The organism is Chryseobacterium sp. MA9 (assembly GCF_024399315.1).
Classification (GTDB): domain Bacteria; phylum Bacteroidota; class Bacteroidia; order Flavobacteriales; family Weeksellaceae; genus Chryseobacterium.
Genome location: NZ_CP075170.1, coordinates 2,880,943 through 2,904,566, shown reverse-complemented (window position 1 = coordinate 2,904,566; position 23,624 = coordinate 2,880,943). Strand labels below are relative to the sequence as shown.

The 23,624-nt window shown below is 34.4% G+C and carries 25 protein-coding genes; 7 read left to right on the top strand and 18 right to left on the bottom strand.

The window, feature by feature from the left end; all coding sequences use genetic code 11:
* Positions 1–37: 37 nt before the first annotated feature.
* Positions 38–862 (bottom strand): translation elongation factor Ts, encoded by an 825-nt coding sequence (gene tsf, locus KIK00_RS13225; protein ID WP_047373572.1) that lies wholly within the window; start codon positions 860–862, stop codon positions 38–40.
* 145 nt (positions 863–1,007) lie between these two features.
* Between tsf and KIK00_RS13220 the strand changes: the two genes are divergently transcribed.
* Entirely contained in the window at positions 1,008–1,790 is a 783-nt protein-coding gene (locus tag KIK00_RS13220; RefSeq protein ID WP_255812856.1) for a DUF6759 domain-containing protein, read from the top strand.
* Positions 1,791–1,850: 60 nt separating this feature from the next.
* Here the strand turns inward: KIK00_RS13220 and KIK00_RS13215 are convergent, their stop codons facing one another.
* From KIK00_RS13215 to KIK00_RS13205, 3 genes are all read right to left on the bottom strand, one after another.
* A complete protein-coding gene (locus tag KIK00_RS13215) occupies positions 1,851–2,807 on the bottom strand; it encodes an acetyl-CoA carboxylase carboxyltransferase subunit alpha (RefSeq protein WP_047385949.1) in 957 nt (318 codons plus the stop codon).
* Positions 2,808–2,856: 49 nt separating this feature from the next.
* Positions 2,857–4,365: a glutamate--tRNA ligase gene (gltX, locus tag KIK00_RS13210; RefSeq protein WP_255812855.1), complete on the bottom strand. Its 1,509-nt coding sequence runs from the start codon at positions 4,363–4,365 to the stop codon at positions 2,857–2,859.
* 187 nt (positions 4,366–4,552) lie between these two features.
* Positions 4,553–5,092, bottom strand: a complete 540-nt coding sequence (locus tag KIK00_RS13205; protein WP_255812854.1) for a hypothetical protein — start codon at positions 5,090–5,092, stop codon at positions 4,553–4,555.
* 252 nt (positions 5,093–5,344) lie between these two features.
* On the opposite strand from KIK00_RS13205, the gene KIK00_RS13200 reads away from it, so the two are divergent.
* The 3 genes from KIK00_RS13200 to KIK00_RS13190 are packed head-to-tail and all read left to right on the top strand — an operon-like array spanning position 5,345 to position 8,091.
* Positions 5,345–6,142 carry a hypothetical protein gene (locus tag KIK00_RS13200; RefSeq protein ID WP_255812853.1) on the top strand — a complete coding sequence of 266 codons (798 nt, stop codon included), beginning with the start codon at positions 5,345–5,347 and terminating at the stop codon, positions 6,140–6,142.
* A gap of 3 nt (positions 6,143–6,145) precedes the next feature.
* The gene (locus KIK00_RS13195) at positions 6,146–6,799 is read left to right on the top strand and encodes a glycosyltransferase (RefSeq protein ID WP_255812851.1); all 654 of its coding nucleotides are present in this window, start codon (positions 6,146–6,148) and stop codon (positions 6,797–6,799) included.
* A gap of 26 nt (positions 6,800–6,825) precedes the next feature.
* Positions 6,826–8,091: a glycosyltransferase gene (locus tag KIK00_RS13190; protein ID WP_255812850.1), complete on the top strand. Its 1,266-nt coding sequence runs from the start codon at positions 6,826–6,828 to the stop codon at positions 8,089–8,091.
* Between the two features lie 50 nt (positions 8,092–8,141).
* On the opposite strand, the gene KIK00_RS13185 is transcribed toward KIK00_RS13190, so the two are convergent.
* From KIK00_RS13185 to pdxA, 12 genes are all read right to left on the bottom strand, one after another.
* Positions 8,142–9,386, bottom strand: coding sequence for a glycosyltransferase (locus KIK00_RS13185; protein ID WP_255812849.1), 1,245 nt, complete (start codon positions 9,384–9,386; stop codon positions 8,142–8,144).
* 3 nt (positions 9,387–9,389) lie between these two features.
* Positions 9,390–10,577 carry a glycosyltransferase family 4 protein gene (locus tag KIK00_RS13180; protein WP_255812848.1) on the bottom strand — a complete coding sequence of 396 codons (1,188 nt, stop codon included), beginning with the start codon at positions 10,575–10,577 and terminating at the stop codon, positions 9,390–9,392.
* Positions 10,578–10,580: 3 nt separating this feature from the next.
* Entirely contained in the window at positions 10,581–11,567 is a 987-nt protein-coding gene (locus tag KIK00_RS13175; RefSeq protein ID WP_255812847.1) for a hypothetical protein, read from the bottom strand.
* 4 nt (positions 11,568–11,571) lie between these two features.
* Entirely contained in the window at positions 11,572–12,318 is a 747-nt protein-coding gene (locus tag KIK00_RS13170) for a glycosyltransferase family 2 protein (protein WP_255816672.1), read from the bottom strand.
* Between the two features lie 55 nt (positions 12,319–12,373).
* Positions 12,374–13,138 carry a polysaccharide deacetylase family protein gene (locus KIK00_RS13165; protein WP_255812846.1) on the bottom strand — a complete coding sequence of 255 codons (765 nt, stop codon included), beginning with the start codon at positions 13,136–13,138 and terminating at the stop codon, positions 12,374–12,376.
* 6 nt (positions 13,139–13,144) lie between these two features.
* Positions 13,145–13,924, bottom strand: coding sequence for a glycosyltransferase family 2 protein (locus tag KIK00_RS13160; protein WP_255812845.1), 780 nt, complete (start codon positions 13,922–13,924; stop codon positions 13,145–13,147).
* Positions 13,925–15,172: an ornithine--oxo-acid transaminase gene (gene rocD / locus KIK00_RS13155; protein ID WP_255812844.1), complete on the bottom strand. Its 1,248-nt coding sequence runs from the start codon at positions 15,170–15,172 to the stop codon at positions 13,925–13,927. It abuts the gene before it with no gap.
* A gap of 331 nt (positions 15,173–15,503) precedes the next feature.
* Complete coding sequence (gene accC / locus KIK00_RS13150) at positions 15,504–16,859, bottom strand: acetyl-CoA carboxylase biotin carboxylase subunit (protein ID WP_047373557.1); 1,356 nt, start codon at positions 16,857–16,859, stop codon at positions 15,504–15,506.
* A gap of 91 nt (positions 16,860–16,950) precedes the next feature.
* Positions 16,951–17,433, bottom strand: coding sequence for an acetyl-CoA carboxylase biotin carboxyl carrier protein (accB, locus tag KIK00_RS13145; RefSeq protein WP_255812843.1), 483 nt, complete (start codon positions 17,431–17,433; stop codon positions 16,951–16,953).
* A 127-nt stretch (positions 17,434–17,560) separates the two neighbouring features.
* Positions 17,561–17,764 carry a 50S ribosomal protein L32 gene (rpmF, locus tag KIK00_RS13140; protein ID WP_002976251.1) on the bottom strand — a complete coding sequence of 68 codons (204 nt, stop codon included), beginning with the start codon at positions 17,762–17,764 and terminating at the stop codon, positions 17,561–17,563.
* A 67-nt stretch (positions 17,765–17,831) separates the two neighbouring features.
* Entirely contained in the window at positions 17,832–18,362 is a 531-nt protein-coding gene (locus KIK00_RS13135; RefSeq protein ID WP_255812841.1) for a DUF177 domain-containing protein, read from the bottom strand.
* An 84-nt stretch (positions 18,363–18,446) separates the two neighbouring features.
* Complete coding sequence (gene pdxA / locus KIK00_RS13130; RefSeq protein ID WP_255812840.1) at positions 18,447–19,538, bottom strand: 4-hydroxythreonine-4-phosphate dehydrogenase PdxA; 1,092 nt, start codon at positions 19,536–19,538, stop codon at positions 18,447–18,449.
* 48 nt (positions 19,539–19,586) lie between these two features.
* Between pdxA and KIK00_RS13125 the strand changes: the two genes are divergently transcribed.
* Genes KIK00_RS13125 through KIK00_RS13115 form a run of 3 tightly spaced genes read left to right on the top strand, consistent with a single transcriptional unit; the run spans position 19,587 to position 22,319 of the window.
* Positions 19,587–20,171, top strand: a complete 585-nt coding sequence (locus tag KIK00_RS13125) for a riboflavin synthase (protein WP_047425023.1) — start codon at positions 19,587–19,589, stop codon at positions 20,169–20,171.
* 1 nt (position 20,172) lies between these two features.
* Positions 20,173–21,627 (top strand): HAMP domain-containing sensor histidine kinase, encoded by a 1,455-nt coding sequence (locus KIK00_RS13120; protein WP_255812838.1) that lies wholly within the window; start codon positions 20,173–20,175, stop codon positions 21,625–21,627.
* On the top strand, positions 21,627–22,319 hold the full coding sequence (locus KIK00_RS13115; RefSeq protein WP_255812836.1) for a tRNA1(Val) (adenine(37)-N6)-methyltransferase: 693 nt from the start codon (positions 21,627–21,629) through the stop codon (positions 22,317–22,319). The genes KIK00_RS13120 and KIK00_RS13115 overlap by 1 nt, the downstream gene beginning before the upstream one ends.
* A gap of 76 nt (positions 22,320–22,395) precedes the next feature.
* Here the strand turns inward: KIK00_RS13115 and KIK00_RS13110 are convergent, their stop codons facing one another.
* Both KIK00_RS13110 and rpmH read right to left on the bottom strand, forming a co-directional pair.
* Positions 22,396–23,106, bottom strand: a complete 711-nt coding sequence (locus KIK00_RS13110; protein WP_047373550.1) for a cell division ATP-binding protein FtsE — start codon at positions 23,104–23,106, stop codon at positions 22,396–22,398.
* Between the two features lie 153 nt (positions 23,107–23,259).
* Entirely contained in the window at positions 23,260–23,418 is a 159-nt protein-coding gene (gene rpmH / locus KIK00_RS13105; protein ID WP_039365072.1) for a 50S ribosomal protein L34, read from the bottom strand.
* Positions 23,419–23,624 lie beyond the last annotated feature (206 nt).

The window sequence follows — 23,624 nt, the reverse complement described above, 5'->3', positions numbered from 1 at the left end:
AAATTCACCGGGATTTTTTATTTTTTTGAAGATGAGCTTATAAGCTTACTCTTACAAATCCTGTTACTTTTAGATCTGCATTTACAGATTTTACGTAGTCAGCAACTGAGATACTTCCGTCTTTAATGAAGTCCTGGTGTACCAAAGTGTTGTCTTTGTAAAATCTCTGCATTTTACCTTTAAGGATATTGTCGATAATGTTTGCAGGCTTACCTTCTTCAGTAAGTTTGTGTCTTTCGATTTCTAATTCTTTATCGATAGTTTCCTGAGAAACTCTGGTTTCGTCCAAAGCGATTGGGTTCATAGCAGCAACCTGCATAGAAACAGCTTTAGCAGCTTCGTCAGCTCCTTCTACTTTAGCAGAAAGAGAAGAGATTGCAGCGATTTTGTTTCCAGCGTGGATATAAGCTCCTAAGAAATCTCCCTGAATTCTTTCGAAAGATCCGATTTCAATTTTTTCACCGATAACTCCTGTTTGCTCAACTAATTTTTCAGCAACTGTCATTCCGTGGAAATCTGTAGCTAAAAGCTCTTCTTTAGTAGCAGCAAAAATTGCCATTTCAGCTAATTCGTAAGCTAGTTCGATGAACGCTTCATTTTTAGCAACGAAGTCAGTTTCGCAGTTTAGAGAGATAACTACACCTAAAGTGTTGTCTTCGTTTACTCTTGCGATTACTGCACCTTCAGCAGATTCTCTGTCAGCTCTGTTAGCAGCAACTTTTTGTCCTTTTTTTCTAAGGATATCTACCGCTTTTTCGAAGTCTCCTTCAGCTTCAACTAGAGCTTTCTTGCAGTCCATCATACCTGCACCTGTTTGGTTTCTCAATTTTGCTACGTCTGCAGCAGCTGGTGTATAAGACATAATATCTATTATTTTTTTTATTTAAGATTAGTATTAATTTTTAGCTTAAATTTAGAGCAGTGCAAAGATAATGATTTTAATGATAAACTAAAAAATGACTTTTCACGTTATTAATATATTTAATACTATTTTAAAGATTTGATTAATGAAAAAAATCTTATTCCTTCTATTTATATGCATTTTCTCATTGGGTTTTTCCCAAAAAAAGAAAAAAACAAAATCCAAAGCTGTTGTTGAAAAAGAAACTGTAATTATCTATACAGAGCAGGAAGCTGAGATTTCAAAAGAAGCCAGAGTAATTGCGGGCTTTTTGAAGCAGAATCCGGGACATGCTAAAACAGATTATTTTAAAAGAAAACTGATTGATATTATCATGGCAGGTAATTCTCCTGAAGCAAAACCTACGATTAGACCTATCAGTAAAGAAAAAATTGAAAACATTGTTAAGAATAATGAGTTAAACAGCGGTAAAACAATTGGTGCAAATAAAACCTATACAGCGAATGGCAAGCCTGTTTCTAATAATACTGCGGCCGCTATTGAAGCTCTAAAAGAAGAAAGAAGAACAACTTTTGCATCGGTAGGTTCTGCTGGCTCAGCAAAAAGTGCAGGTACTTCTACAGGAGCATCTAAAGCCGGACCAAGCGAAGAAAATAAAAGAACAGCGGCAATGCTTACCCATCTTTTTAATAATGATATCAACAAAAATGAAGCATATATCAATATTAAAAACAGATCTACATGCAATCTTATTGTTAAGATAAGCGGTAAAAAATATTATAACCTGAGTGTTCCTGCAAAAGGAGAGAACTTTATTCTGGTAGATAAAGGAGAGTATGTTATGACAACAATGGTATGTGATGCCAAATATTCTGCTCTGAAAAAGATTAGTCAGGATATTGAAATTGCCCTTAATGTTGCAGAATAGAAGATAGGAAAACTAAAAAGTAAAAAAAGGTTAAGAAAAAATTCTTAACCTTTTATTTTTTTATCCTTTAAACTGACCCATCGCAATGAATTTATCCTGTCTCTGGGTTTCAAGCTCCTGTCCTGTAAATTTGGAGAAAGCTTTGATATTTTGTAAAATTGAATTTTTCAGGTTTAAATAGGTAGTCTCCTGATCATACTGAGCTCCACCAAGTGGTTCCTCAATGATTCCATCGATGAACTTTTCTCTTAAGGCATCTGCTGGAGTAAGATTCAATGCATTGGCTGCATCTTCCTTGTGATCCCAGTTTCTCCATAAGATAGAAGAACAGCTTTCCGGTGCAATTACAGTATACCATGTATTTTCCAACATATATACTTTATTTCCAACACCTATTCCCAATGCACCACCACTGGCACCTTCTCCGATGATGTAAGTGAAGATAGGAGTTTTCAGCTGAACCATTTCAAAAATATTTCTTGCAATAGCTTCTCCCTGTCCTCTTTCTTCAGCTTCCAATCCTGGATATGCTCCCGGTGTATCTACTAAAGTTACTACAGGAATATTGAATTTTTCAGCAAGCTTCATTAGTCTTAAAGCTTTTCTGTATCCCTCAGGATTTGGCATTCCAAATCTTCTGTACTGTCTTTCTTTAGTTGTTCTTCCTTTTTGAGTCCCTATGATCATTACTTTTTGACCATCAAGGGTAATCAATCCTCCAATCATTGCCGGGTCATCAGCGAAATTTCTGTCTCCATGAAGTTCTAAGAAACTGCCTTTGTCTGCCATTCCGTTGATATAATCCAGTGTATAAGGACGATCCGGGTGACGGGACAGTTGTACTCTTTGCCAAGGTGTAAGATTTCCATAGATTTCTTTTTTCTTTTCTAAAATCTTATCCTCAATCTGGCTGCATGCTAATTTTACATCAACACCACTTTCTTCTCCTACTAAAGAACACGTCTGGTATTGATCCATCAATTCTTTGATAGGAAGTTCGAAACTTAAATATTCCATTTCTTGAAGTAAATTAAATCTTTCAAATGTATGAAAAATTATGGTTATTCTATTTAAAATTATTTATAGCATTGTTTATTCTGGAGGTACTTTCCTCTTTGCCAAGGGTTTCCAGAATATCCGGAACATCCGGCCCTTTCAATTCTCCTACTAAAGCCAAACGTAACGGCATCATTACTTTACCCATACCCAGCCCTTTGCTTTCTGCGAAATCATGCATTGTATGCTTCAGTGTCTCTGCAGTAAAGTCTGTAGATCCAAAAGCTGTCGCCAATTCTGCTAAAATTGCAGATGTTTCATCATTCCATGCTTTTTTTGAAGCTTTTTCATCATAAGAAACCGGAGATTCAAAGAAGAACTTTCCGTTTTCGTAAATGTCTTTCGGGAAAGTTGCTCTTTCTTTCATCAGATGAATTACCTTCAACAGTTTTTCATCAGAGGCACCCGCAAAATCAATATCTGTGTTTTTCAATATCTGAAGAAGTTCTTCGTCAGATTTCATTTGAATATACTGATGGTTGAACCACTCTGATTTTTCTTTACTGAATCTTGCCCCCGCTTTATGTACTTTGTGAAGGTCAAATTCCTTGATCATTTCCTCTAAAGGAAGAATTTCTTTATCATCTGCCGGAGACCATCCTAATAATGCTACCATATTGATAAAAGCATCAGGAAGATAACCGTTTTCTCTGTATCCTTTGGAAACTACGCCCGTTGCCGGATCTTTGAAATCAAGCGGAAATACCGGAAAACCGAATTTATCTCCGTCTCTTTTACTTAGTTTTCCTTTTCCTTCAGGTTTTAAAATTAAAGAAAGGTGTGCAAATTGTGGTGCTTCCCACTGCATAGCTTCATATAATAAGGTGTGGAGTCCTAAAGATGGCAGCCATTCTTCTCCACGGATAACGTGAGAGATCTCCATCTCGTGGTCATCAATGATGTTGGCAAAATGATAGGTCGGCATTCCGTCATTCTTTACCAGAACTTTATCATCTAAAGTATTTGTATTTACAGAGAATTTTCCACGAATGATATCCTCAAGATTTAATACTCTGTCAACAGGCATTTTGAATCTTACTACATACGGAGTCTTTTCGTCCAGTAATCTTTTAACTTCTTCTTCAGAAAGAGCAAGGCTATTTCTTAGACCATTTCTTGTTTTATTATCATAAGAGAAAACATCACCTCTTGCTTCATACTCTGCACGGACTGCATCTAGTTCTTCCGCAGTATCAAAAGCAATGTAAGCATAATCTGTTTTTAAAATCTGCTCCGTATATCGGTCATAGATATCTCTTCTTTCAGACTGTCTGTAAGGAGCGAATTTCCCTCCTTTCTTAGGACTCTCATCAGGGATGATTCCGCACCACTCCAAAGCTTCTTCGATATATTCTTCAGCTCCTTCTACATATCTCGCAGTATCTGTATCTTCAATTCTTAATACAAATTCTCCTCCCTGGTTTTTGGCAAAAAGATAATCATATAATGCGGTTCTTACGCCTCCCAAATGTAAAGGTCCTGTAGGACTTGGAGCAAAACGTACTCTTACTTTCTCCATTTCAATTTTAATTTTTGCAAATTTACTTAAAATTATGCGTTTTTAAGAATGATTAATTCTGAGTTGCATTCTCAATATCTTAACCAATATTTTTTTATAGGGTTTAAGGATAGAAAAAGGTAATCTCGTGTGGAGATCACCTTTTGTATTTTGTTAAATTTTTCTGAAGACTCTATATAATTTCAGATTAATATGTAATAAAAATTGGTTGATGTTCAGTGTAATTGCTAATATCGGATACGTGTCTTACATTTCCTAAATCGAATCTATATCTGTTAAGTATTGACATCGTAGGAATGTGTCGAATAATATTGCCTTCTCTAAAATACACCTTACCTGTAAGGACATGGTTGATTAATTCATTATCCGGACCGATCGGCTCTCCCATAGTTGCATTAGCGCTTGTAAGAAGAGATTGGGAGTTAGCCGGAAATATTTCAATCTCTCTCCTTTTAAACAAACCTTCTAAAGTTTGTAAGGACATAACATGTCTAAGCTGACCTTCAAATTTTATGTAAACTTTTCCGTTATCATAATTTTTTATAAATGCTCCGTCTCGTCTGGGATCATCATTTGGACTCAACATAGCTTTAGAAAAAACCCGTTCTTTATGTGGATTTTGTAAATCGCTCTGTTTTATATCATTGGTGATATCGCTTTCACTAGAACAAGAGAATAGACCTAAAACTGATAGGCCCAATAAAGAGCTTAAAATTATTTTTCGCATGGTTATTAATGATAAAAGTCACATCTATTATTGCAATTCTTTACTCAGAAGCCTAACACGGTTCCTATTTACAGATTGGAATGGTAAAGATTATTATTATTCAAACCGTCTCAAACCGAGACGGTTTCTTAATATAATGAAGAAAGATCAATTATTTGCAAAATATTTTTGCCTAATAACAATACCGAAAGAATATTTCAGGTAGTCTTATCATTAAAAATGTATTTTTGTAACTTAAAATTTAGATGATCAATGAAAAAAGTAATCTGCCTTTTTATCGTAGGAGAGAAGTACTGGAAAATGTATAATAAAAACAGAGCTAGATTTGAAAGCTATGCTAAAAATTGTGGTGCAGATTTAAAGATCATTGATAAACCTATGGATGATAGTTTTCATCGCCCGCTTCTTTCTCAGAAGCTTTTGATTCCTTCAGAAACAAAGGAGTATGATATGGTTCTTTTTTTAGACCTTGATATCATTATTTCAGATAAGGCACCTTCTGTTTTTGATTATCTTCCGGAAGACAAATATTTCGGAGCTATTCTCGATCCTAGAGGTACTGAAGAATTCAACAAAACCTGGGGACATATTCCGAGAATACTGGAAGAGACCAGTGAGATGTATTTTACTGACCGTCATTTTGAAGCGAATCCTTTATTGCAGGGAAGCATCAATGGCGGTGTATTTATTTTCAGACCTGAAAAGGTGGCTGATATTTTCAAAAAATATTATTTTTCAGCGCATAATCAAGGTGAACTGAACAGCTTTGAAGAAACACCATTCGCTTATTTTTCACAGATCAATAATTGGTTTGAAGCTTTACCGCCTGCTTTCAATGTTCAGATTTTATATAAAATAAAAGGAACAGAAAAAGGAAAAGAAGTAGAGTATGATGAGAAAAAACTTCCGCAGTTTTTCAGAAAATATTATTACAAAAAATCAGGATACTGTTTTTATCCCACAAAGAAGTATAAGAATTACGTACAACAAATCATTGCTGAAAATTATTTTACTCATTTTTCTGGCAATTATCCTATAATCTACAACTAAATTATGAGCCTACTTTCACGAATTTCCAGCAAATTTATAACAGTTTCTTATGGTATTACTGTCAATGATGAAGCAAAAGAACTGAAAAAATTATTGGATGTCCTTCTTCCTTTGATTGACAAGAATGATGAGGTTATTGTTCTTCAGGATATTACCAATAAAAATAAAGAAGTGACAGAATTACTGGATAACTATAGTAATATTATAAAACTTCAAGCAAAACTGGAAGGAGACTTCGCTACTTTTAAAAACAAATTAATAGAAAAGGCAACGTGTCAATATTTGTTTCAGATTGATGCAGATGAATATCCTACTGAACATTTCATCAAAACATTGAAACCTTATCTTAAAAAAGAAAAAAGTGTTGAAATATTTTTCGTTCCCAGAATCAATATTGTAGAAGGAATTACAGAAGAATATGTACAGCAGATGGGCTGGAATATAAATAATGAAGGTTATATTAATTTTCCAGACTATCAGGCAAGGATTATTAAAAACAATAAAAAAATCTTCTGGAAAAATAAAGTACATGAAGTACTCTATGGAAATAAAAATTTTACAGAAATTCCAAAAAAATATGAATTATCATTAATTCATAAAAAGAATTTTGAAAAGCAGCAAAAGCAGAATAGTTTTTATGAAACTTTGGAAGATTAATCAGGTTGAATTATTACACAGCTAAAATGGAAGATTTAGGAATTAACGTTTTTGGATTTATTAATGGCGAATTTGGCATTGCGGAAGCAACAAGGCTTAATTGTAAAGCGATGCAGAGTGCAGGCATTCCTCTTAATTTGATGAATTATGATGTGAGAACCAATCATGATAATAATGATCAGACTTTTACCCGGTTTTCTGATAAAGCAGATCATCCTATCAATTTGGTTCAGGTTTCAGCATCTGTTTCGGAAATGTCAAACTTCTTTGAATATTTTGATTATTCTTTTTTCGAAAGAAAGTACAATATTCTGTATATGGCCTGGGAATCAGAAACTATTCCGGAAGATTATCTTTTGAATATTAATCTTTTTGATGAGGTCTGGACCCCTTCAGAGTACTGCAAAAAATGTATTGAAAAATATATTGCTTCTCCGGTAAAAGTCATTCCGCATCCAATTGATATTAATCTGAAGCTGACGGAAGATACTGATGCTTTGAATTTTTATAAAGAAGATTTTTTTAATTTTTTATTCATATTTGATTATAATAGCTCTATCCAAAGGAAAAATGTACTCAATCTGATTAAGGTTTTCAGAGATACTTTTGACGGGAAAGAGAATAATGCTTTTTTAACCATTAAAACGTCTAAATCCGATAAGTTTTCTTTAGAAAAACAACAAATAAAAGATGCGATCGGAGACTCTGTGAAAATTAAGATTGTAGAAAAGATTTTTGATAAAAATGCATTGAACTATGTGATCAGTAACTGTGACAGCTATATTTCCCTTCATAGGTCGGAAGGTTTCGGACTGACCATGGCAGAGGCTATGTATTTTGGAAAACCTGTTATTGCTACAGGATATTCCGGAAATCTGCAGTTTATGAACGCAGAAAACAGTTTTTTAGTGAATGCTGAAAAAGTATCTTACGGCTCAGATGATCTTAATTATGATTCCAATACAATCTGGTCTGAGCCTTCATTAGAAGAAGCCTCTGAATATCTGGAAAAAATATATCATGGCGGAGCGGATGTCAAAGAGAAGTCTGATAATGCACGTGAAACAATCACCAGAGATTTCTCACTTAAAGGAGTAGGAAAACTTATTAGAAAAAGATCTGAAGAACTGATTTCTAAAGATAAAATTCAGCAAAACAGATCAACATTAATCAAATTATATGCAGACAATTTATTCTTGAGAAAAGATCTTAGAATTTACAGAAAAAGCAAACCTATTCAGTGGATATATGGGGTCAAAATGTATTTCAGAAATAGAAAACAAAAGAAATGATTTACTATAAAATTAAAGTGCAGTGGATTTGTCTAAATCCACTGCACTTTTTATTTTTTACCTTTTATTTTTTTTTTCAAAAAGATATTTACTTTTTTTCTAATTTTATTGTATAATGTTTTTTCCAGATAGTTCACCCTGCCGGTTAGTCTGTCTATTTCGGCAAGATAAAAAACATTGTCTACACTATTTCCCTGAACGTTTTCTTTTTTACCCATCTTTTCAATAAAAGACAATCTTAATGTAAGCAGATTTCCAATAGTTTCAATAGAAAAATGATCTCTGATCTGAGCTTCTGCATTTTGTTTAATAGAAGCTAAAGATTTGAAATTATTTTTTATATACTGAAGCTTTTCGGTAGCATCTTGCAAATCAGGCCTTGCTAAAGTCAGCCCTTCAGCAATCAATCCTTTAGTATTGGAGGTTTTAATAAAATTATATTGAATAAGGAAGCTGTTGTTCACATTCATAAAGTCCAGATTTCCAGAATATCCTGTTCCCACAACAATTTTTCCATAAGACATAGCCTCTGCCATGGTCAGTCCGAAACCTTCAGAACCATGTAAAGAAATAAGAACATCAGATTTCTGAATCAATGAATGTAGCTTTTCTTTTGAAAAATGTTCGTTAATAATGATAATATTGGGAATACCTGAGTACTTTTCCACTACTTTTTGTGCATCTTTACTCCTTTCGAGATTATGTGTTTTTACAATGAGAACACTTTCAGAATCATTTTTAAAGACATTGATAAATGCATCAATAGTAGCTTCAGGGTTTTTTCTGATGGTAGTACTTAACGAATCGAAAATTGTAATATATACGTTTGATCCGGGTTTAATATTATATTCTTCAAAATTGAACGCATCAGATGGGGCTAGTTTCTGAATCGGATGGGAGAATCTTATCACAGGAATCCCTGTATATTTTGTGAAAATATTGACACAAAAATCACTTGGAACCCATAATTCATCAAAAATATTCAAAAATTCAACTGTTTTATCTGAAACTTCAGGAAATTCCCAGGCCCAATATACAATGTTGTAATGACCTGCAAGATTGATATCCTGATTTTTTGAAAAAAATTCATGTGTCACATTACTGTTAATGTGAAAAATGTTAATTAATGCATCTGGTTGTGCGTCACTTTTAGATTTTTCAAGGGTATCACTTGAATAGCTGATACGATTTACTTTAATGCCTGTGCTTTCCATAGCCATTGCATTAAGTCTTGTTGCCTCTGCAATCCCAAAATTTCCCTCAAAAAAACCGTGATAGTTTACGCTTAATGACATATCTTATAATGTTTTAAGTTTTTCTTTTACTTCTTCAGGTGAAAATGCTCTCAGACTGTCAACAGAATTCTGGCTTAATGTATTCCAAAGTTCTTCATTATTATTCAGCTGAATGATTGCTTCTGCAAAACTGTTTTCATCATTGGCAATCAATACATTTTTTTTATCGGTAAGCTTCATTCCTTCAGCTCCAATATCTGTGGTAACTACGGGGAAAAAGTATTCAAAGGCTTGCCCTATTTTCCCTTTTACCCCAGCACCAAACCGTAAAGGAGCCACCATAATTTTAGAATTCATGAAATGCTCTTCAATACTTTCTACAAACCCTAAAAATTTAAACTTAGGATATAGTTTAAGATCCAGTTTTTCAGAAACATTCCCAATGATGCTTACTTCCAGTTCAGGATTGGTTTTCCAGACAATGGGCATTATTTTTTCATACAGGAACTTTACGGCATCAATATTCGGTTCGTGAATAGATCCAATGAAAGTAATTCCTTTACTTGCACTGAAGTTCTTTCTATCTGAAATGTCAATTTTAGGGTAGTGGATGTTCGATATCGTAATGATCTTATTTTTATCTGCATACTGGCTCATGATCTCTTTCTCTTTATCAGAGATGGCAATAATGTAGTCCAGTTGTGGTGCAACAACCGTTTCTAAACGGAAGAAATGTTTATAATTTTTCTTTAGAGAAATACGGGTAGGTTCCAGTTCAATTGCTCTTTTAAACCTTAAAAAATGAATATCTACCATATCATAAATGAATCGGGCAGAAGGTAAAACAGCCTTCATCTTTTTGTAAAACAGATTCAGGGCAAGAGGACCATTGAACCAAACGTAATCTACCTTTTTAAAAGAAGACAGGAAATCATAGATATTCCTGTACTTATTGTTCTCTATGTAAACGATAACATTGTGCTGTTGGTAAAACTTCACATAAGAATCATCTTCAAAAATATGAGGAGCAAATAAGATGCAGTTGTATCCTAATTCTTTGTAGATTAATATAAGTTCTTTCAGTCTGTTGGCCCCGGATTCTTTATCATGGGCAGGGAAATCTCTTGAAGCAAACAGGATTGTTTTTTTGGAATCGTCATACAGATTGATATTGACTATATCCTTAGACTGAAGATATTTGAGCTTTTCTTTTCTTTCGAAGTGTTTTTTTATTTTTTTAAAGAGTCCCATTTGTTAGTTTTTAGTATCAAGTTCAAAAACTTTGTTTACCCAACTATCCAAAGTATATCTGTAGTAGATTTCCTCAGGAATTTTTTCGTAAGGTGTTTCAAAAAAAGATTTGTCAAGATTACTAATATTTTTGTTTAAAATCAAAATATTATTGGGATTGTAAAAATCATAGGTTTTAATGGCTTCATTATCAGTAATGATTTTCTTCTCCAGAGACATCGCTTCAAAAACTCTGAAACTAAGTCCATATTGGCCTTCACGCATCAGATCAAGCAATACTTTTGAATTTTTATAATATTTAGGAAGATCGTTATGAGGAATCTTTTTGATGCTGAAAATCAGGAAGAGGTTTTTAGGTACCGTCATGAAAATATTCGTCAGCTGATGTTTCCATGATTTTTTTCCGATAATCATAATCTGGAATTTCAGGCCTTGCTCAATCAGCTTTTTAGCTAGTAATTTTATCAGCGAAACCCTTCTGTTATCATAAGAGGTGATATAGAAAAGATCCATTTCAGGCTGTTGAATTTCTTTTGCGCAGTGCGGCAGATAAATATAGTTCGTCAATTTTTCAAACCCATGCTTTTTAACATCTATATAATCAAAGGAAAATACTTTGTCAAAAAGGTACAGTTTATCTTCTACAGGAACTCTTTCAAGGTTGTCATAAAGATAGGTAACCAGGCGGTCTGTATATTTTCGGATTTTTTCAAGGGTTGAAAGATCAAATGTATCAGGATTCATCACTAATATCTGGTCCTGATGTCCTAATTTTTCCAGCGCATCCAGAACATATTTCTGTCTTTTTTCAGTCTTAAGATTTTTGTTTAAAAAGGTTTTGCTTAAAGCATTTACAGCTCTTTCATTGAAATTGGAATGAGTAACTGTGCTGATCTTTATATGATGGGCATCAATACCCCGTTTGCATAATGCTTCAACAATATACTTATCATAATCCCAAAAATCATAACTAATGATACAAATCTTCATTCAACTAATTTTGCTCTTTTTTTAATGATTCATAGGTCTCAAAAACGCTTAAAGATTGTAGGTAAGATAACTGATACCCTTCTTTTCCGTCTAAAACACCAAGTCTCATTATATAGGCTTTAAAGAATTTAAAAGCTGTTTTAAGATATTGCATTAAAACACTGTACTTTTTCCCTTTTGCTGCCAGTTCTTTTCCCTTTAAAACTCCGTAATGAACCATTTTTTTTCTATAAGATTCATAATCTGAAACGGAGTAATGTAGTAATTTATTTTTAAAAATCCCAATAGTTCCGTTGACTTCCAGAGTTTCGTGTACCTTTTTTTCTGCCATATATCTGGCCTTCGATTTTCTGAAAAGCCTGAAATTTTTATCAGACTGTGTTCCTGAAAAATGGATCGGTTTATGAGCAAAAAAGAATTTCCTGTAAAAATAATAGGCATCTTTTTGCCCGGGTTTATTCAGCTCATCTATAATTTCCTGCTTTAGGACTGGTGTAAGTCTTTCATCACCATCCAAAAATAGAACCCAGTCGTTTTTTGCTGAATCCAGAGCCAAATTTCTTTGTTTTGTAAAGTCTTCAAATTTATTTTGAATCACTTTTACATTAGGGAATTTCTTTGCAATTTCTACAGTTTTATCCGTGCTAAATGAGTCTATCACTACTATTTCATCACAGAAATCAAAAGACTCAAGGATATCCTGTATATTTTTTTCTTCATTATATGTTATGATTAAACCACTTATATTCATCACAACGATTTGTTTGATAGTGAGGTACGTAAAAACACTCCTTTTAAATTGTTTTTTAAAATAGTTTTAATCTTCCAAAGATAAGTTTTAATTTGAACTTTATTATCGAATCTTTGCCTTTTATATCAACTCTGCATAGCTCATATGGATGCTGAGTTGGGTAGTAATTAACTCTATTTCCAATTCTTACTGCAAAATCAATTCCTATTTTTTTCAAAATAGAAAAAAAAGCATATTTTTCCTCTTCTTTATTAGGATACTTGCCATACGGGTACGCTAAAACCTTTGAATATGCTATGTTTTGGGCGTCCAGAATGTTCATGTTTTTTTCTAGATCTTTTTCTATAAGATCAAAAGACATATTTTTTAGGTTTTCATGGGCATGTGTGTGAAGAGCAATTTCAAAATAATTTTTATCCAGACTTCTGATTTCATCAAAGGTCATCATGGGATAATTTTTATATCCTTTTTCTATGAATCCTGTGGGGATAAAAATAGTCGCCTTCAGATTATATTTTTTTAGTAAAGATGGTAGATATTCAAAGTTGTTTCTGTAGCCGTCATCAAAGGTGATGATGATATTTTTTTTCGTAGAAGTAGTAAGTTCTGAAAAAAAATGGGTAGTATATTTTTTGCGGCTCAGATATGAAAACTGTTGTTCAATATTTTTTAAACTTACCGTAAGATCTTCGTGGCTTTCTTTTTCCACCTGATGGTACATGAGAATAACCAGTCTGTTGTTCGGAAAAGCAAATAGATACAGACGGAAATATACAATGATAAATACCGCCAATACAACAGGAATAAGACAGAAAATCATACTATTTTACTGTATTTTGTTCAATTTCTCTAGCAGTCTTATTTTTTCGCGCAGCTTAATATATTTCAAAAAGGTGTAATAAGACATCGTTTTGGCAATATAAAACCCGGGAAATCCGTCCAGAAATCCTAGTTTGAAAATAAATACCTTGATAAATTCAAAAATAGGACTTACAATGATTTTGAACCTATTGATTTTTTTTCCTCTTTCAAACATTTTTTCGGCCATCATATCAGAATATTTATTGATTTTCGAGACATGATGATGAATGCTTTTGTAGGTATAATGATCCAGTTTTCCTTCCAGAAGACCGACTTTCTCATCGGTAATTAAAAATTCATGCACTTTATCATCAGAATACCTGGCGTATTTTTTTCTGAACAATCTTTCACGGCATACATTTCCCCATCCTCCGAATCTGATCAGGTGAATTCCAAGATGATTGTTGAATTTTGCCTTATACACATTGAATTCTGTGCTTTCTGAGGAAACAATTTTCGTTATGGATCTTTTCATATCCTCATCAGGAACTTCGTCAGCATCCAGAAACAAAATCCATTCATGGGAACATAAATTAAGGGCATGGTTTTTTTGTTCACCATACCCGTTAAATTTTTTCTCAAAGAATTTTATCTGAGGATATTTTTGAGTGCAAATCTCTTTTGTCTTATCTGTTGAAAAGCTGTCGACAATAATAATTTCATCAGCAGTATCTGCCAGAGAATTTAAAAGCCTTACAATATTCTCTTCTTCATTGTAAGTAATGATTGCTAGGGAAAGAGCCATTTATTTATACTCAAGAATAGTCTTTTCAAGAATCTTTACGCAATCCAGTAATTGCTCTTCAGTAATTACCAATGGCGGTGCCAATCTGATGATATTACCGTGGGTAGGCTTTGCCAGTAATCCGTTTTCTTTTAACTGTAGGCAAAGATTCCATGCGGTAGAGCTTTCAGGAGTATCGTTGATCAGGATGGCATTTAAAAGTCCTTTTCCTCTTACTTTGGTAATAAGGTCTGTCTTTTCGATCAGCTTATTAATTTCAGCTCTGAACAGCTGCCCAAGTTCTTCAGCTCTTTCAGATAATTTTTCTTCAGCTACCACGTCCAGTGCTGCTACTGCTACTGCACAGGCAATCGGGTTTCCTCCGAATGTAGAACCGTGTTGCCCCGGCTTAATTACATTCATGATGTTATCATTCGCTAAAACAGCTGATACAGGATACATTCCTCCGGAAAGTGCTTTTCCTAAAATTAAAATATCCGGTTGTACATCTTCGTGGTGACATGCAATCAGTCTTCCTGTTCTTGCAATACCGGTCTGAACTTCATCAGCAATGAAAAGAACGTTGTGTTTTTTACATAGTTCAGAAGCCTTTTTAAGGAAGTTTTCATCTGGAACATATACTCCAGCTTCTCCCTGAATAGGCTCTACAAGGAATGCAGCAATGTTTCCTGCTTCTCTGCTCAGAACTTCTTCTAAGGCAGCAGTATCATTGTAAGGAATTTTGATAAATCCTGGAGTAAAAGGCCCGTAGTTCTGGCTAGCATCCGGATCATTAGAGAAAGAAACGATAGTTGTTGTTCTTCCATGGAAATTATTTTCGCAAACGATTATTTTTGCTGCATTTTCCGAAATCCCTTTTACTTCATAACTCCATTTTCTTGCCAGTTTTACTGCGGTTTCCACAGCTTCAGCTCCGGAGTTCATGGGTAAAACTTTATCAAATCCGAAAAGAGTTGTAATTTTTTGTTCGTATTCTCCCAATTTAGAATTGTAGAACGCTCTTGATGTTAAAGCCAGTTTTTTTGCCTGTTCTACCAATGCATCTACAATTTTAGGGTGAGAGTGCCCTTGGTTTACAGCAGAATATGCTGAAAGAAAATCATAATACCTTTTGCCTTCTACATCCCAAACGAAAACACCTTCTCCACGGTCCAGAACTACTGGAAGCGGGTGGTAATTGTGTGCTCCATGTTTGTCTTCTAGGTCAATAAAATACTGTGAGTTTTTTGTTTGTTCTGCTGTTGACATATATTTTGGTTTTCAACAAATTTACACAATATTAATGATATGCCTGAACAAATACCTAGTGTCGTATGGAGGTGTAATTAAAGTAGATTTTAAGGTGGAATAATGTGCTATCAGAAAATATTTTCTTTATTGACGGGTTGTTTTAGGTTTTATATCTTTCTTATGACTGAATTTTATTTTCTGCTTCTTTATTAATTTTTTATTAATCATTAATGATGGAATACTCAAATTATTTTGATAAAATTTTGTCTGAAAGATTCTGTATTGATGCAAGAAAATAAAAAACTGCCTCAAAAAGAGACAGTTTCTGTTTTATATTTTAAAAATAATCTTAGTGATTATCATATTTTCTATCCATTACAAAATCTTCCATGAATTTTGTAGTATAGTTTCCTGCAAGATAATCTTCATTATCCATCAGTTGTCTGTGGAAAGGAATTGTTGTTTTTACTCCTTCAATATAGAATTCCTCAAGAGCACGTTTCATTTTGGCAATAGCTTCTTCACGGGTTTGAGCCGTAGTGATAAGCTTAGCAATCATTGAGTCGTAGTTGGAAGGGATTGTATATCCGGAATATACGTGGGTATCTACTCTGATTCCGTGTCCGCCGGGAATGTTTAATCCTGTGATTTTTCCTGGAGATGGTCTGAAGTCTGCATAAGGATCTTCTGCGTTGATTCTACACTCGATTGAGTGTAATTTAGGGTAGTAATTGATTCCTGAAATAGGAGTTCCCGCAGCAAGAAGAATTTGTTCTCTGATCAGGTCATAATCAATTACCTGTTCAGTAATAGGGTGCTCTACCTGGATTCTTGTATTCATTTCCATGAAATAAAAATTTCTGTGTTTGTCTACAAGGAATTCGATAGTTCCTACACCTTCGTATCCAATGAATTCAGCAGCTTTTACAGCAGCATCACCCATTTTCTCACGAAGTTCATCTGTCATGAAAGGAGATGGCGTTTCTTCCGTTAATTTCTGATTTCTTCTCTGTACAGAACAGTCTCTTTCAGAAAGGTGGCAGGCTTTACCGAATTGGTCACCGGCAACCTGAATTTCGATGTGTCTAGGCTCTTCAATCAGTTTTTCCATATACATACCTCCGTTTCCGAAGGCTGCTACAGCTTCCTGAATTGCAGATTCCCAATGATCTTTAAGGTCTTCAGCTTTCCAAACAGCTCTCATTCCTTTTCCGCCACCACCTGCAGTTGCTTTGATCATTACCGGGTATCCTGTTTCTTCAGCTACTTTTACAGCGTGCTCGTAAGATTCGATCAATCCGTCAGAACCTGGTACACATGGTACACCTGCAGCTTTCATTGTAGCCTTAGCGTTAGCTTTATCCCCCATTTTTTCAATCTGCTCAGGAGAAGCACCAATAAATTTGATGCCGTTCTTTTGACAGATTCTTGAGAAGTTAGCATTTTCAGATAAGAATCCATAACCTGGGTGAATTGCGTCAGCATTGGTGATTTCTGCAGCAGCAATAATGTTAGGGATTTTAAGATAGGAGTCTTTACTCATTGCAGGGCCAATACATACCGCTTCATCAGCAAATCTTACGTGTAGACTGTCTTTATCAGCAGTAGAGTATACCGCAACGGTTTTGATCCCCATTTCTTTACAAGTACGTAAAATACGCATTGCAATTTCGCCACGATTGGCTATTAATATTTTTTTGAACATCTCCGAAATTTTAAATTATAAATTTTGAATTTTAAATTATTTTAAATGAAAAAGATTCATCTAAAATTTATAATCTTTAATCTAAAATTCCTTAAGATGGATCTACCAAGAATAAAGGTTGGTCATACTCTACAGGAGTAGCATCGTCAACTAAGATTTTAACTATTTTTCCGCTGATTTCAGATTCAATCTGGTTGAATAGCTTCATAGCTTCAATAACGCAAACTACTTTACCAACAGAAACTTCGTCACCTACATTTACAAATACATCTTTATCAGGGGATGGCTTTCTATAGAAAGTACCGATCATTGGAGATTTAATCGTTACATATTTGCTGTCATCAGATGCAGCTTCAGCTTTCTCAGCAGCAGGAGCAGCAGGTGTTGCAGCAGGTGCCGGAGCCGCTACAGCTTGTGGTGCAGTGTGGTATACTGCAGGCTGTGCATATACAGCGTCGCTTCCAGCTAATGGAGTTTTAATAGTGATTTCGAAATCTTTAGTCTTGTATTTTACTTCTGAAACTTCAGCTTTAGATACAAACTTAATAAGATTTTGTATGTCTTTAATGTCCATAAATTTGATATTTGATTTTGGGTCAAAGATACCAAAAAAACGTAAAAAACAACAAAAAACCGCCAAATTTTATCAAAATTGGGCGGTTTTTGTATTAAAACGAGGCTTTTTCAATGAAAAGCAACTCTTAGTTTTCTTCAGTAGCAGCTACTTCTTTTTCCAATACTACTTTACCTCTGTAGTAAAGTTTTCCTTCATGCCAGTGAGCTCTGTGGTATAGGTGAAGCTCTCCTGTTGTTGCATCTTTAGCTAATTGAGGAACTACAGCTTTGTAGTGAGTTCTTCTCTTATCTCTTCTTGTCGACGACTGTCTTCTCTTTGGATGTGCCATTTTCTAATAACTTTTTTAATTGATGAGCGATGAGATTCATCATCTCATCATATTTAAATTATTCTATTTAATTATTGTCTCTTAACTTTCTTAAAGCATCCCATCTAGGATCACTTTCATGTTCTTCCTCTTCTGTTTCCTCAATCTCTTTCGGACTGAACTGGTCAAGAATTTCAAGATCTTCATCATTTATATTCGGTGAAATCTTTTTCATAGGGATAGAAAGCATTACATTTTCATAAATCAAATGTGCTACATTGAAAGCATGCTCTGCAGTAGGAATGGTAATAACATCTTCATTGCTGTCATCATATTCTTCCCCGAAATTCACTAAAATCTTGATTTCATTCTCAATAGGATAGTCAAAATCTTCGTTTGTAATATCACAAACCAACTCAACCAATCCATTAATTTTAATCTCAAATTCTAAAAAAGTAGTGTGTTTATCAAGTGATACATTCACTTCTATTCTAGGATTTGTAAATTCCTGCTCAGTGTCAAATAATTGAAAGAACGTTTTATCTATCTCAAACTTGAACTCGTGTTTTCCGTTTTTTAGTCCGGAAAAGCTTACGTCATAGTTTCTTAACTTGTCCATAAAATGAGTGTGCAAAAATATGCATTTTTTTTATAATAACAAATAAAATCTGAAACAAATTAATTTAAAATTTGTTTTAAAGATTTATCCTTCAGTTTCCTCCGGTAGATCCTCATCTATTCCGTTGTCTACAACCATTTTTCTAGGCTGCATGCGGTCGTTCATAAGTTCGCTGTATTCACTTCTGTTCTTGAAAATTTTAATAGCTGTGAATATTGCTTCCGTAAAACTCTGCTCATCAGCAATATTTTTTCCTGCAATATCATAAGCAACGCCGTGATCCGGAGAAGTTCTGATAAAAGGAAGTCCTGCTGTGTAATTCACACCTTCTTCATATGCTAATGTTTTGAAAGGTGCTAATCCCTGGTCATGATACATTGCTAAAACCGCATCGAAATTTTTGTATTTGCTTGGCTGGAAGAAGCTGTCTGCCGGGAAAGGGCCAAATGCCAATGTTCCGTTGTCGGACAGTTCTTTAATTGCCGGGCTGATGATTTCAATTTCTTCATTTCCAATAACACCGCCATCACCGGCATGAGGATTTAGTCCCAATACGGCAATTTTAGGTTTTTGAATACAGAAATCTTCTATAAGTGTTTGGTTCAGAACTCTGATCTGTTTCTTTATTTTTTCCTTGGAAATGTTTTCAGCTACCTGTGCAATTGGAATATGGTGTGTAGATACGGCTACTTTAAGATCTTCAGTTACTAGGAACATTAATCCCTTTTTGCTGAATTTCTCTTCGAAGTATCCTGTATGTCCGGCGTGTTTAAAGCCCATTTTCACCATTTCATCCTTATTGATAGGAGCGGTTACCAAAACATCAATCTCTCCTTTCATCAAAGCTTCAGTTGCGGCTTCCAAAGAATCAATAGCCATTTTGGTAGACTCTTCCGTAGGAACTCCCAGTTCTACATTAACGTTTTCCTTCGTCAGGTTAAGCATATTAAGTTTCCCTGCCTGAGCCTGCGAAGCCTCGTTAATATAGTTGAAGTTAAGATTCAGCTTAAAAATGTTTTTCTGATAAGTGAATAATTTTCCCGAACCAAAAATTACAGGAGTGAAAAAATCTGTAATGGTTTTGTCTTTCAGAGACTTCATAATGATCTCCGGGCCTATGCCGTTGAAATCACCGATTGAAATTCCTACTCGTACTTTATGGTTTTTTGGGCTCATTTTGATTATCTTTGAAGATTATAATTTACAAATTTAGCAAAAAATAATATGTTCACAGGAATTATTGAAGCAGTTGGTGTTATTGAGAAGATTGAAGAAAAAGGAAGCAATATAGATTTTACCCTAACATGCCCCTTTACAAACGAATTAAAAATAGACCAGAGTCTTGCACACAACGGCTGCTGCCTTACAGTTGTTGAAATAAAAGACAATCAATATGTGGTAACTGCCATCAACGAAACACTGGAAAAAACCAATCTTGGAAAATGGGAATTAGGCACCGTTGTGAATCTGGAGCGCTGCATGAAGATGGATGGAAGACTGGATGGGCATATCGTTCAGGGACATGTTGATAAAACCGGTGAAGTTGTGGGGATTGAAAATAAAGACGGAAGCTATTTTATTACAATGAAATATGATAATGACGGAAGTTTTGTAACGGTACCTCAGGGATCAATCACTGTAAACGGGATCAGTCTTACGGTTGCAAAAAGTGAAGATGCTCAGTTTTCTGTAGCTATTATTCCTTATACATGGGAATTTACCAATATGAAACATTTAAAAATTGGTGATAAAGTAAACCTGGAATTTGATATCATTGGTAAGTATATTGCTAGGTTAATTAAAAAGTAGAATGTCGATTAACAAGTATAAAGGATATAGCTTAAGGAACCGTATGTTTTTCGGTTTCCTGCTGGTATGTTTTTTAAGTGTTGTGGCTACGTCGCTTGTACCTTATTTTGTGCTGAGAAATCACTCTCTGCAGCAAAGTAATATCGATATGCAGGATAAGACGAATGCTGTAATGAGATATCTGGACTACGCGGTAAGCCAGACACTTATTGAAACAAAAGATCTTCCGAAAGTTTTGGGGAATAAAATTTTCGAAATAGCGGATATCAATCAGCATGACATTTTTATTTACGATCTGAAAGGCAATTATTTACTTTCCAATAAAGATGAAACTTTAGTTGAACAGAAAACGATTCCTATTGAAATCATCAACAAGATTCTGTCTACTGATGCAAGAGTAGATATGATTAATTATGATGCTGCTAAAGATGCTAAACTTACTTCTTCGTATCTTTTGTTGAAAAATAATGAGCTGGAACCGATCGGAATTGTCTATATTCCTTTATATCATAATGAATCTGCTTACCTGGAAGTTCTTCATCAATATGTAAAGTACATTCTTCTAGTCGATATATTTCTTATTCTGTTTAGTATCTGGATTAGTTGGGTGACGTCCAATAGTCTTGCGAAAACAATTACGAAATTCTCTGATATGATTACCCGTATTACATTATTTGAAAATGAAATGCGTCCTATCAGATATTATAAAAATGATGAGCTTAATGCTTTGGCAAGAGCTTATAACAGAATGATTCTGCAGATCCAGGACCAGAAAGAAAGACTTCGATTCAAGGCATCTGAAGAAGCCTGGAGGGAAATGGCCAAACAGGTTGCTCATGAGGTGAAAAACCCATTGACTCCGATGAAATTGACTATTCAGAATTTTGAAAGAAAATTTGATCCGGAAGATCCGAATATCAGAGAGAGGGTAAAGCAGATGAGTAAAACGATTGTAGATCAGATAGATCTTATTGCAACGGTAGCTTCAGCCTTCTCAGAATTTGCTAAACTTCCTGAAAAAAACAATGAGGTTATCAATCTGAATACTGAGGTTGAAGATATTCTCCGTGTCTTCAATGATGATAGTATCTTTATGCATGCCAATAAGACCAATATTATGATCAATATGGATAGAATTTATCTTTCCAGGATTATAACCAATCTTGTTACCAATGCAAAACAGGCAGAAAGTGATGAAAGAAAACTGATCATTAATGTAGATGTGGAACAGCACCAGAGAAGAGTGATCATTTCTGTTCAGGATAACGGAATAGGTATTCCTGAAAATATGTACGAAAGAATCTTTGAACCGAATTTTACTTCTAAAAGCAGTGGAATGGGGCTGGGCTTATCCATGGTACGAAAGATGATTGAAGATTATAAAGGAGAGATCTCGGTAAAATCTGAAGTAGGAAAGGGGTCTACATTCATTATTACACTGCCTACCAATTTATAGTGAAACCTTTTACATTTAAGCAATTTAAAATTGAACAGTCTAAAGACGTCTTCCGTGTGGGAACAGACGGAGTTCTGCTTGGCGCTTTAGCTAATATTCACAGTGCTTCCAGGGTTTTGGAAGTAGGGACGGGAACAGGGTTGATCTCCTTAATGCTGGCTCAAAGAAATCCACAGGCTCATTTTTTAGGGTTGGATATTAACGGAGATGCGGCAGTGCTTACTAAGCTTAATTTTGAAAATGCCCTTTTTCATGCAAGACTGAAAAACAGACATCAGGATTTTAAAACTTTTGAGACAGAAGAACGGTTTGATCTTGTTGTTTCCAATCCTCCTTATTTTGAAGAATCAGGATCGGAGAAGGATAAAATTGCACGCCAGACGGTAGAATTAAACTTCAGGCAGTTAATTGCCAATGCGGCACAATTATTATCTGAAAACGGAATTTTTTCTGTAATTATTCCTGTTGAAGCGGGAGATGTTTTTATTTCAACGGGTAAAGAAAATCATCTGTTTCTAAACAGAAAGATTAATATCAAAGGAATTGAGAATTCAAAAGCTAAAAGGCTGATTCTGGAATTCTCATCACAAGAAAAAGAAATCAATGAATCTGAATTTATTATAGAAAAAAGTCCGAGACAATACTCGGACCAATATCTTGAACTCACAAAAGAGTTTCATATTTTTAAATAAAGAGTTAGGAATAAACTTTAGAGACTGACAATCTCTGAATTGCTTAATTTTTAAATCTTTTTAATATTTCAAATTGTTATTCAAACAATTCTGCCGTATCCAATACAGATACTTTTCCATCTTCACATCTGATAGCCTCACCAGGGAAGTTTTGAATCATGTGGTAATCGTGTGTTGCCATTACTACTGCAGCGCCATTTTCAAGGGCAACCTGTTTCAATAGTGTCATAATTTCGTTGGAAGTTTCAGGATCTAGGTTTCCTGTAGGCTCATCCGCCAAGATAAGATCCGGGTGGTTAAGAAGGGCTCTTGCGATAGCAATACGCTGTTGTTCACCTCCGGAAAGCTCGTGTGGCATTTTGTGCTTTTTGCTTTTCATGTTCACGCTTCCCAAAACCTCATTGATGCGGTCTTCTATTTTTACTTTGTCATTCCAGCCTGTTGCTTCAAGAACGAATTTTAAGTTTTTTTCAACCGTTCTGTCTGACAGTAATTGGAAATCCTGGAATACAATTCCTAGTTTTCTTCTTAAGTTAGGAATATCAGAAGGTTTTAGCTTTGCCAGGTCAAATCCTACAACAGCTCCGTGTCCTGATGCTAATGGAATGTGTCCGTAAAGCGTTTTCAGAAGAGAACTTTTTCCGGAACCTGTTTTTCCGATAAGATAGCAGAATCTACCTTTTTTAATGTTAAGATTTACATCAGAAAGTACAGTAAAGTTTTTTTGCGCAATCTTTGCGTTTTGTAAACTTATAATATTGTCTCCGGAGATATTTGTATGTGGCATAATTTAATTTTAAAGACTGTTTCTAACAAAAATATTTCAACTTTTAAAAATAGAAAAAGATGTTGATGTAGCCTAAATTTTAGTAAATTTTAACAACAAAAAATGCCTGAAAAGTAACTTCTCAAGCATGTTTTGTATATGATAATAAAAAGATTATCTCTTAGCGCGTGCAGCACTTACAGTTAAACTCTTTCTGCCTTTAGCTCTTCTCGCAGCCAAAACTCTTCTTCCATTTGGCGTAGACATTCTTTCTCTGAAACCGTGTTTGTTTCTTCTTTTTCTTTCTGATGGCTGGAATGTTCTTTTACTCATTACTATATGTTTAAATCGTAATTAATCTATTAATTTTCAGGTTGCAAAGATATATAAATTTTTATAAGTTACAAACTTTAATTATTTTTTTTTGAAATTAAATGCAATGTTTTTTTATTGAACAATGGCAAACCCCTGATAAGAATACCATTTCTCTGTGCAAAAATAATATTTAAATGATTTATATAAAAGCTCTATCTTTGAAA

Bases quoted from the DNA above. Each gene is read 5' to 3' on its own strand.
- KIK00_RS13195 (WP_255812851.1), top strand. From the start codon at position 6,146: ATGAGCCTACTTTCACGAATTTCCAGCAAATTTATAACAGTTTCTTAT.
- gltX (WP_255812855.1), bottom strand. From the start codon at position 4,365: ATGGAGAAAGTAAGAGTACGTTTTGCTCCAAGTCCTACAGGACCTTTA.
- KIK00_RS13165 (WP_255812846.1), bottom strand. From the start codon at position 13,138: ATGATTTTCTGTCTTATTCCTGTTGTATTGGCGGTATTTATCATTGTA.
- KIK00_RS13120 (WP_255812838.1), top strand. From the start codon at position 20,173: ATGTCGATTAACAAGTATAAAGGATATAGCTTAAGGAACCGTATGTTT.
- KIK00_RS13185 (WP_255812849.1), bottom strand. From the start codon at position 9,386: ATGTCATTAAGCGTAAACTATCACGGTTTTTTTGAGGGAAATTTTGGG.
- KIK00_RS13190 (WP_255812850.1), top strand. From the start codon at position 6,826: ATGGAAGATTTAGGAATTAACGTTTTTGGATTTATTAATGGCGAATTT.
- KIK00_RS13160 (WP_255812845.1), bottom strand. From the start codon at position 13,924: ATGGCTCTTTCCCTAGCAATCATTACTTACAATGAAGAAGAGAATATT.
- pdxA (WP_255812840.1), bottom strand. From the start codon at position 19,538: ATGAGCCCAAAAAACCATAAAGTACGAGTAGGAATTTCAATCGGTGAT.
- KIK00_RS13125 (WP_047425023.1), top strand. From the start codon at position 19,587: ATGTTCACAGGAATTATTGAAGCAGTTGGTGTTATTGAGAAGATTGAA.
- KIK00_RS13180 (WP_255812848.1), bottom strand. From the start codon at position 10,577: ATGGGACTCTTTAAAAAAATAAAAAAACACTTCGAAAGAAAAGAAAAG.
- KIK00_RS13205 (WP_255812854.1), bottom strand. From the start codon at position 5,092: ATGCGAAAAATAATTTTAAGCTCTTTATTGGGCCTATCAGTTTTAGGT.
- KIK00_RS13200 (WP_255812853.1), top strand. From the start codon at position 5,345: ATGAAAAAAGTAATCTGCCTTTTTATCGTAGGAGAGAAGTACTGGAAA.
- rpmF (WP_002976251.1), bottom strand. From the start codon at position 17,764: ATGGCACATCCAAAGAGAAGACAGTCGTCGACAAGAAGAGATAAGAGA.
- tsf (WP_047373572.1), bottom strand. From the start codon at position 862: ATGTCTTATACACCAGCTGCTGCAGACGTAGCAAAATTGAGAAACCAA.
- KIK00_RS13110 (WP_047373550.1), bottom strand. From the start codon at position 23,106: ATGCCACATACAAATATCTCCGGAGACAATATTATAAGTTTACAAAAC.
- accB (WP_255812843.1), bottom strand. From the start codon at position 17,433: ATGGACATTAAAGACATACAAAATCTTATTAAGTTTGTATCTAAAGCT.
- KIK00_RS13220 (WP_255812856.1), top strand. From the start codon at position 1,008: ATGAAAAAAATCTTATTCCTTCTATTTATATGCATTTTCTCATTGGGT.
- KIK00_RS13175 (WP_255812847.1), bottom strand. From the start codon at position 11,567: ATGAAGATTTGTATCATTAGTTATGATTTTTGGGATTATGATAAGTAT.
- accC (WP_047373557.1), bottom strand. From the start codon at position 16,859: ATGTTCAAAAAAATATTAATAGCCAATCGTGGCGAAATTGCAATGCGT.
- KIK00_RS13170 (WP_255816672.1), bottom strand. From the start codon at position 12,318: ATGAATATAAGTGGTTTAATCATAACATATAATGAAGAAAAAAATATA.
- KIK00_RS13215 (WP_047385949.1), bottom strand. From the start codon at position 2,807: ATGGAATATTTAAGTTTCGAACTTCCTATCAAAGAATTGATGGATCAA.
- rpmH (WP_039365072.1), bottom strand. From the start codon at position 23,418: ATGAGTAAAAGAACATTCCAGCCATCAGAAAGAAAAAGAAGAAACAAA.
- KIK00_RS13135 (WP_255812841.1), bottom strand. From the start codon at position 18,362: ATGGACAAGTTAAGAAACTATGACGTAAGCTTTTCCGGACTAAAAAAC.
- rocD (WP_255812844.1), bottom strand. From the start codon at position 15,172: ATGTCAACAGCAGAACAAACAAAAAACTCACAGTATTTTATTGACCTA.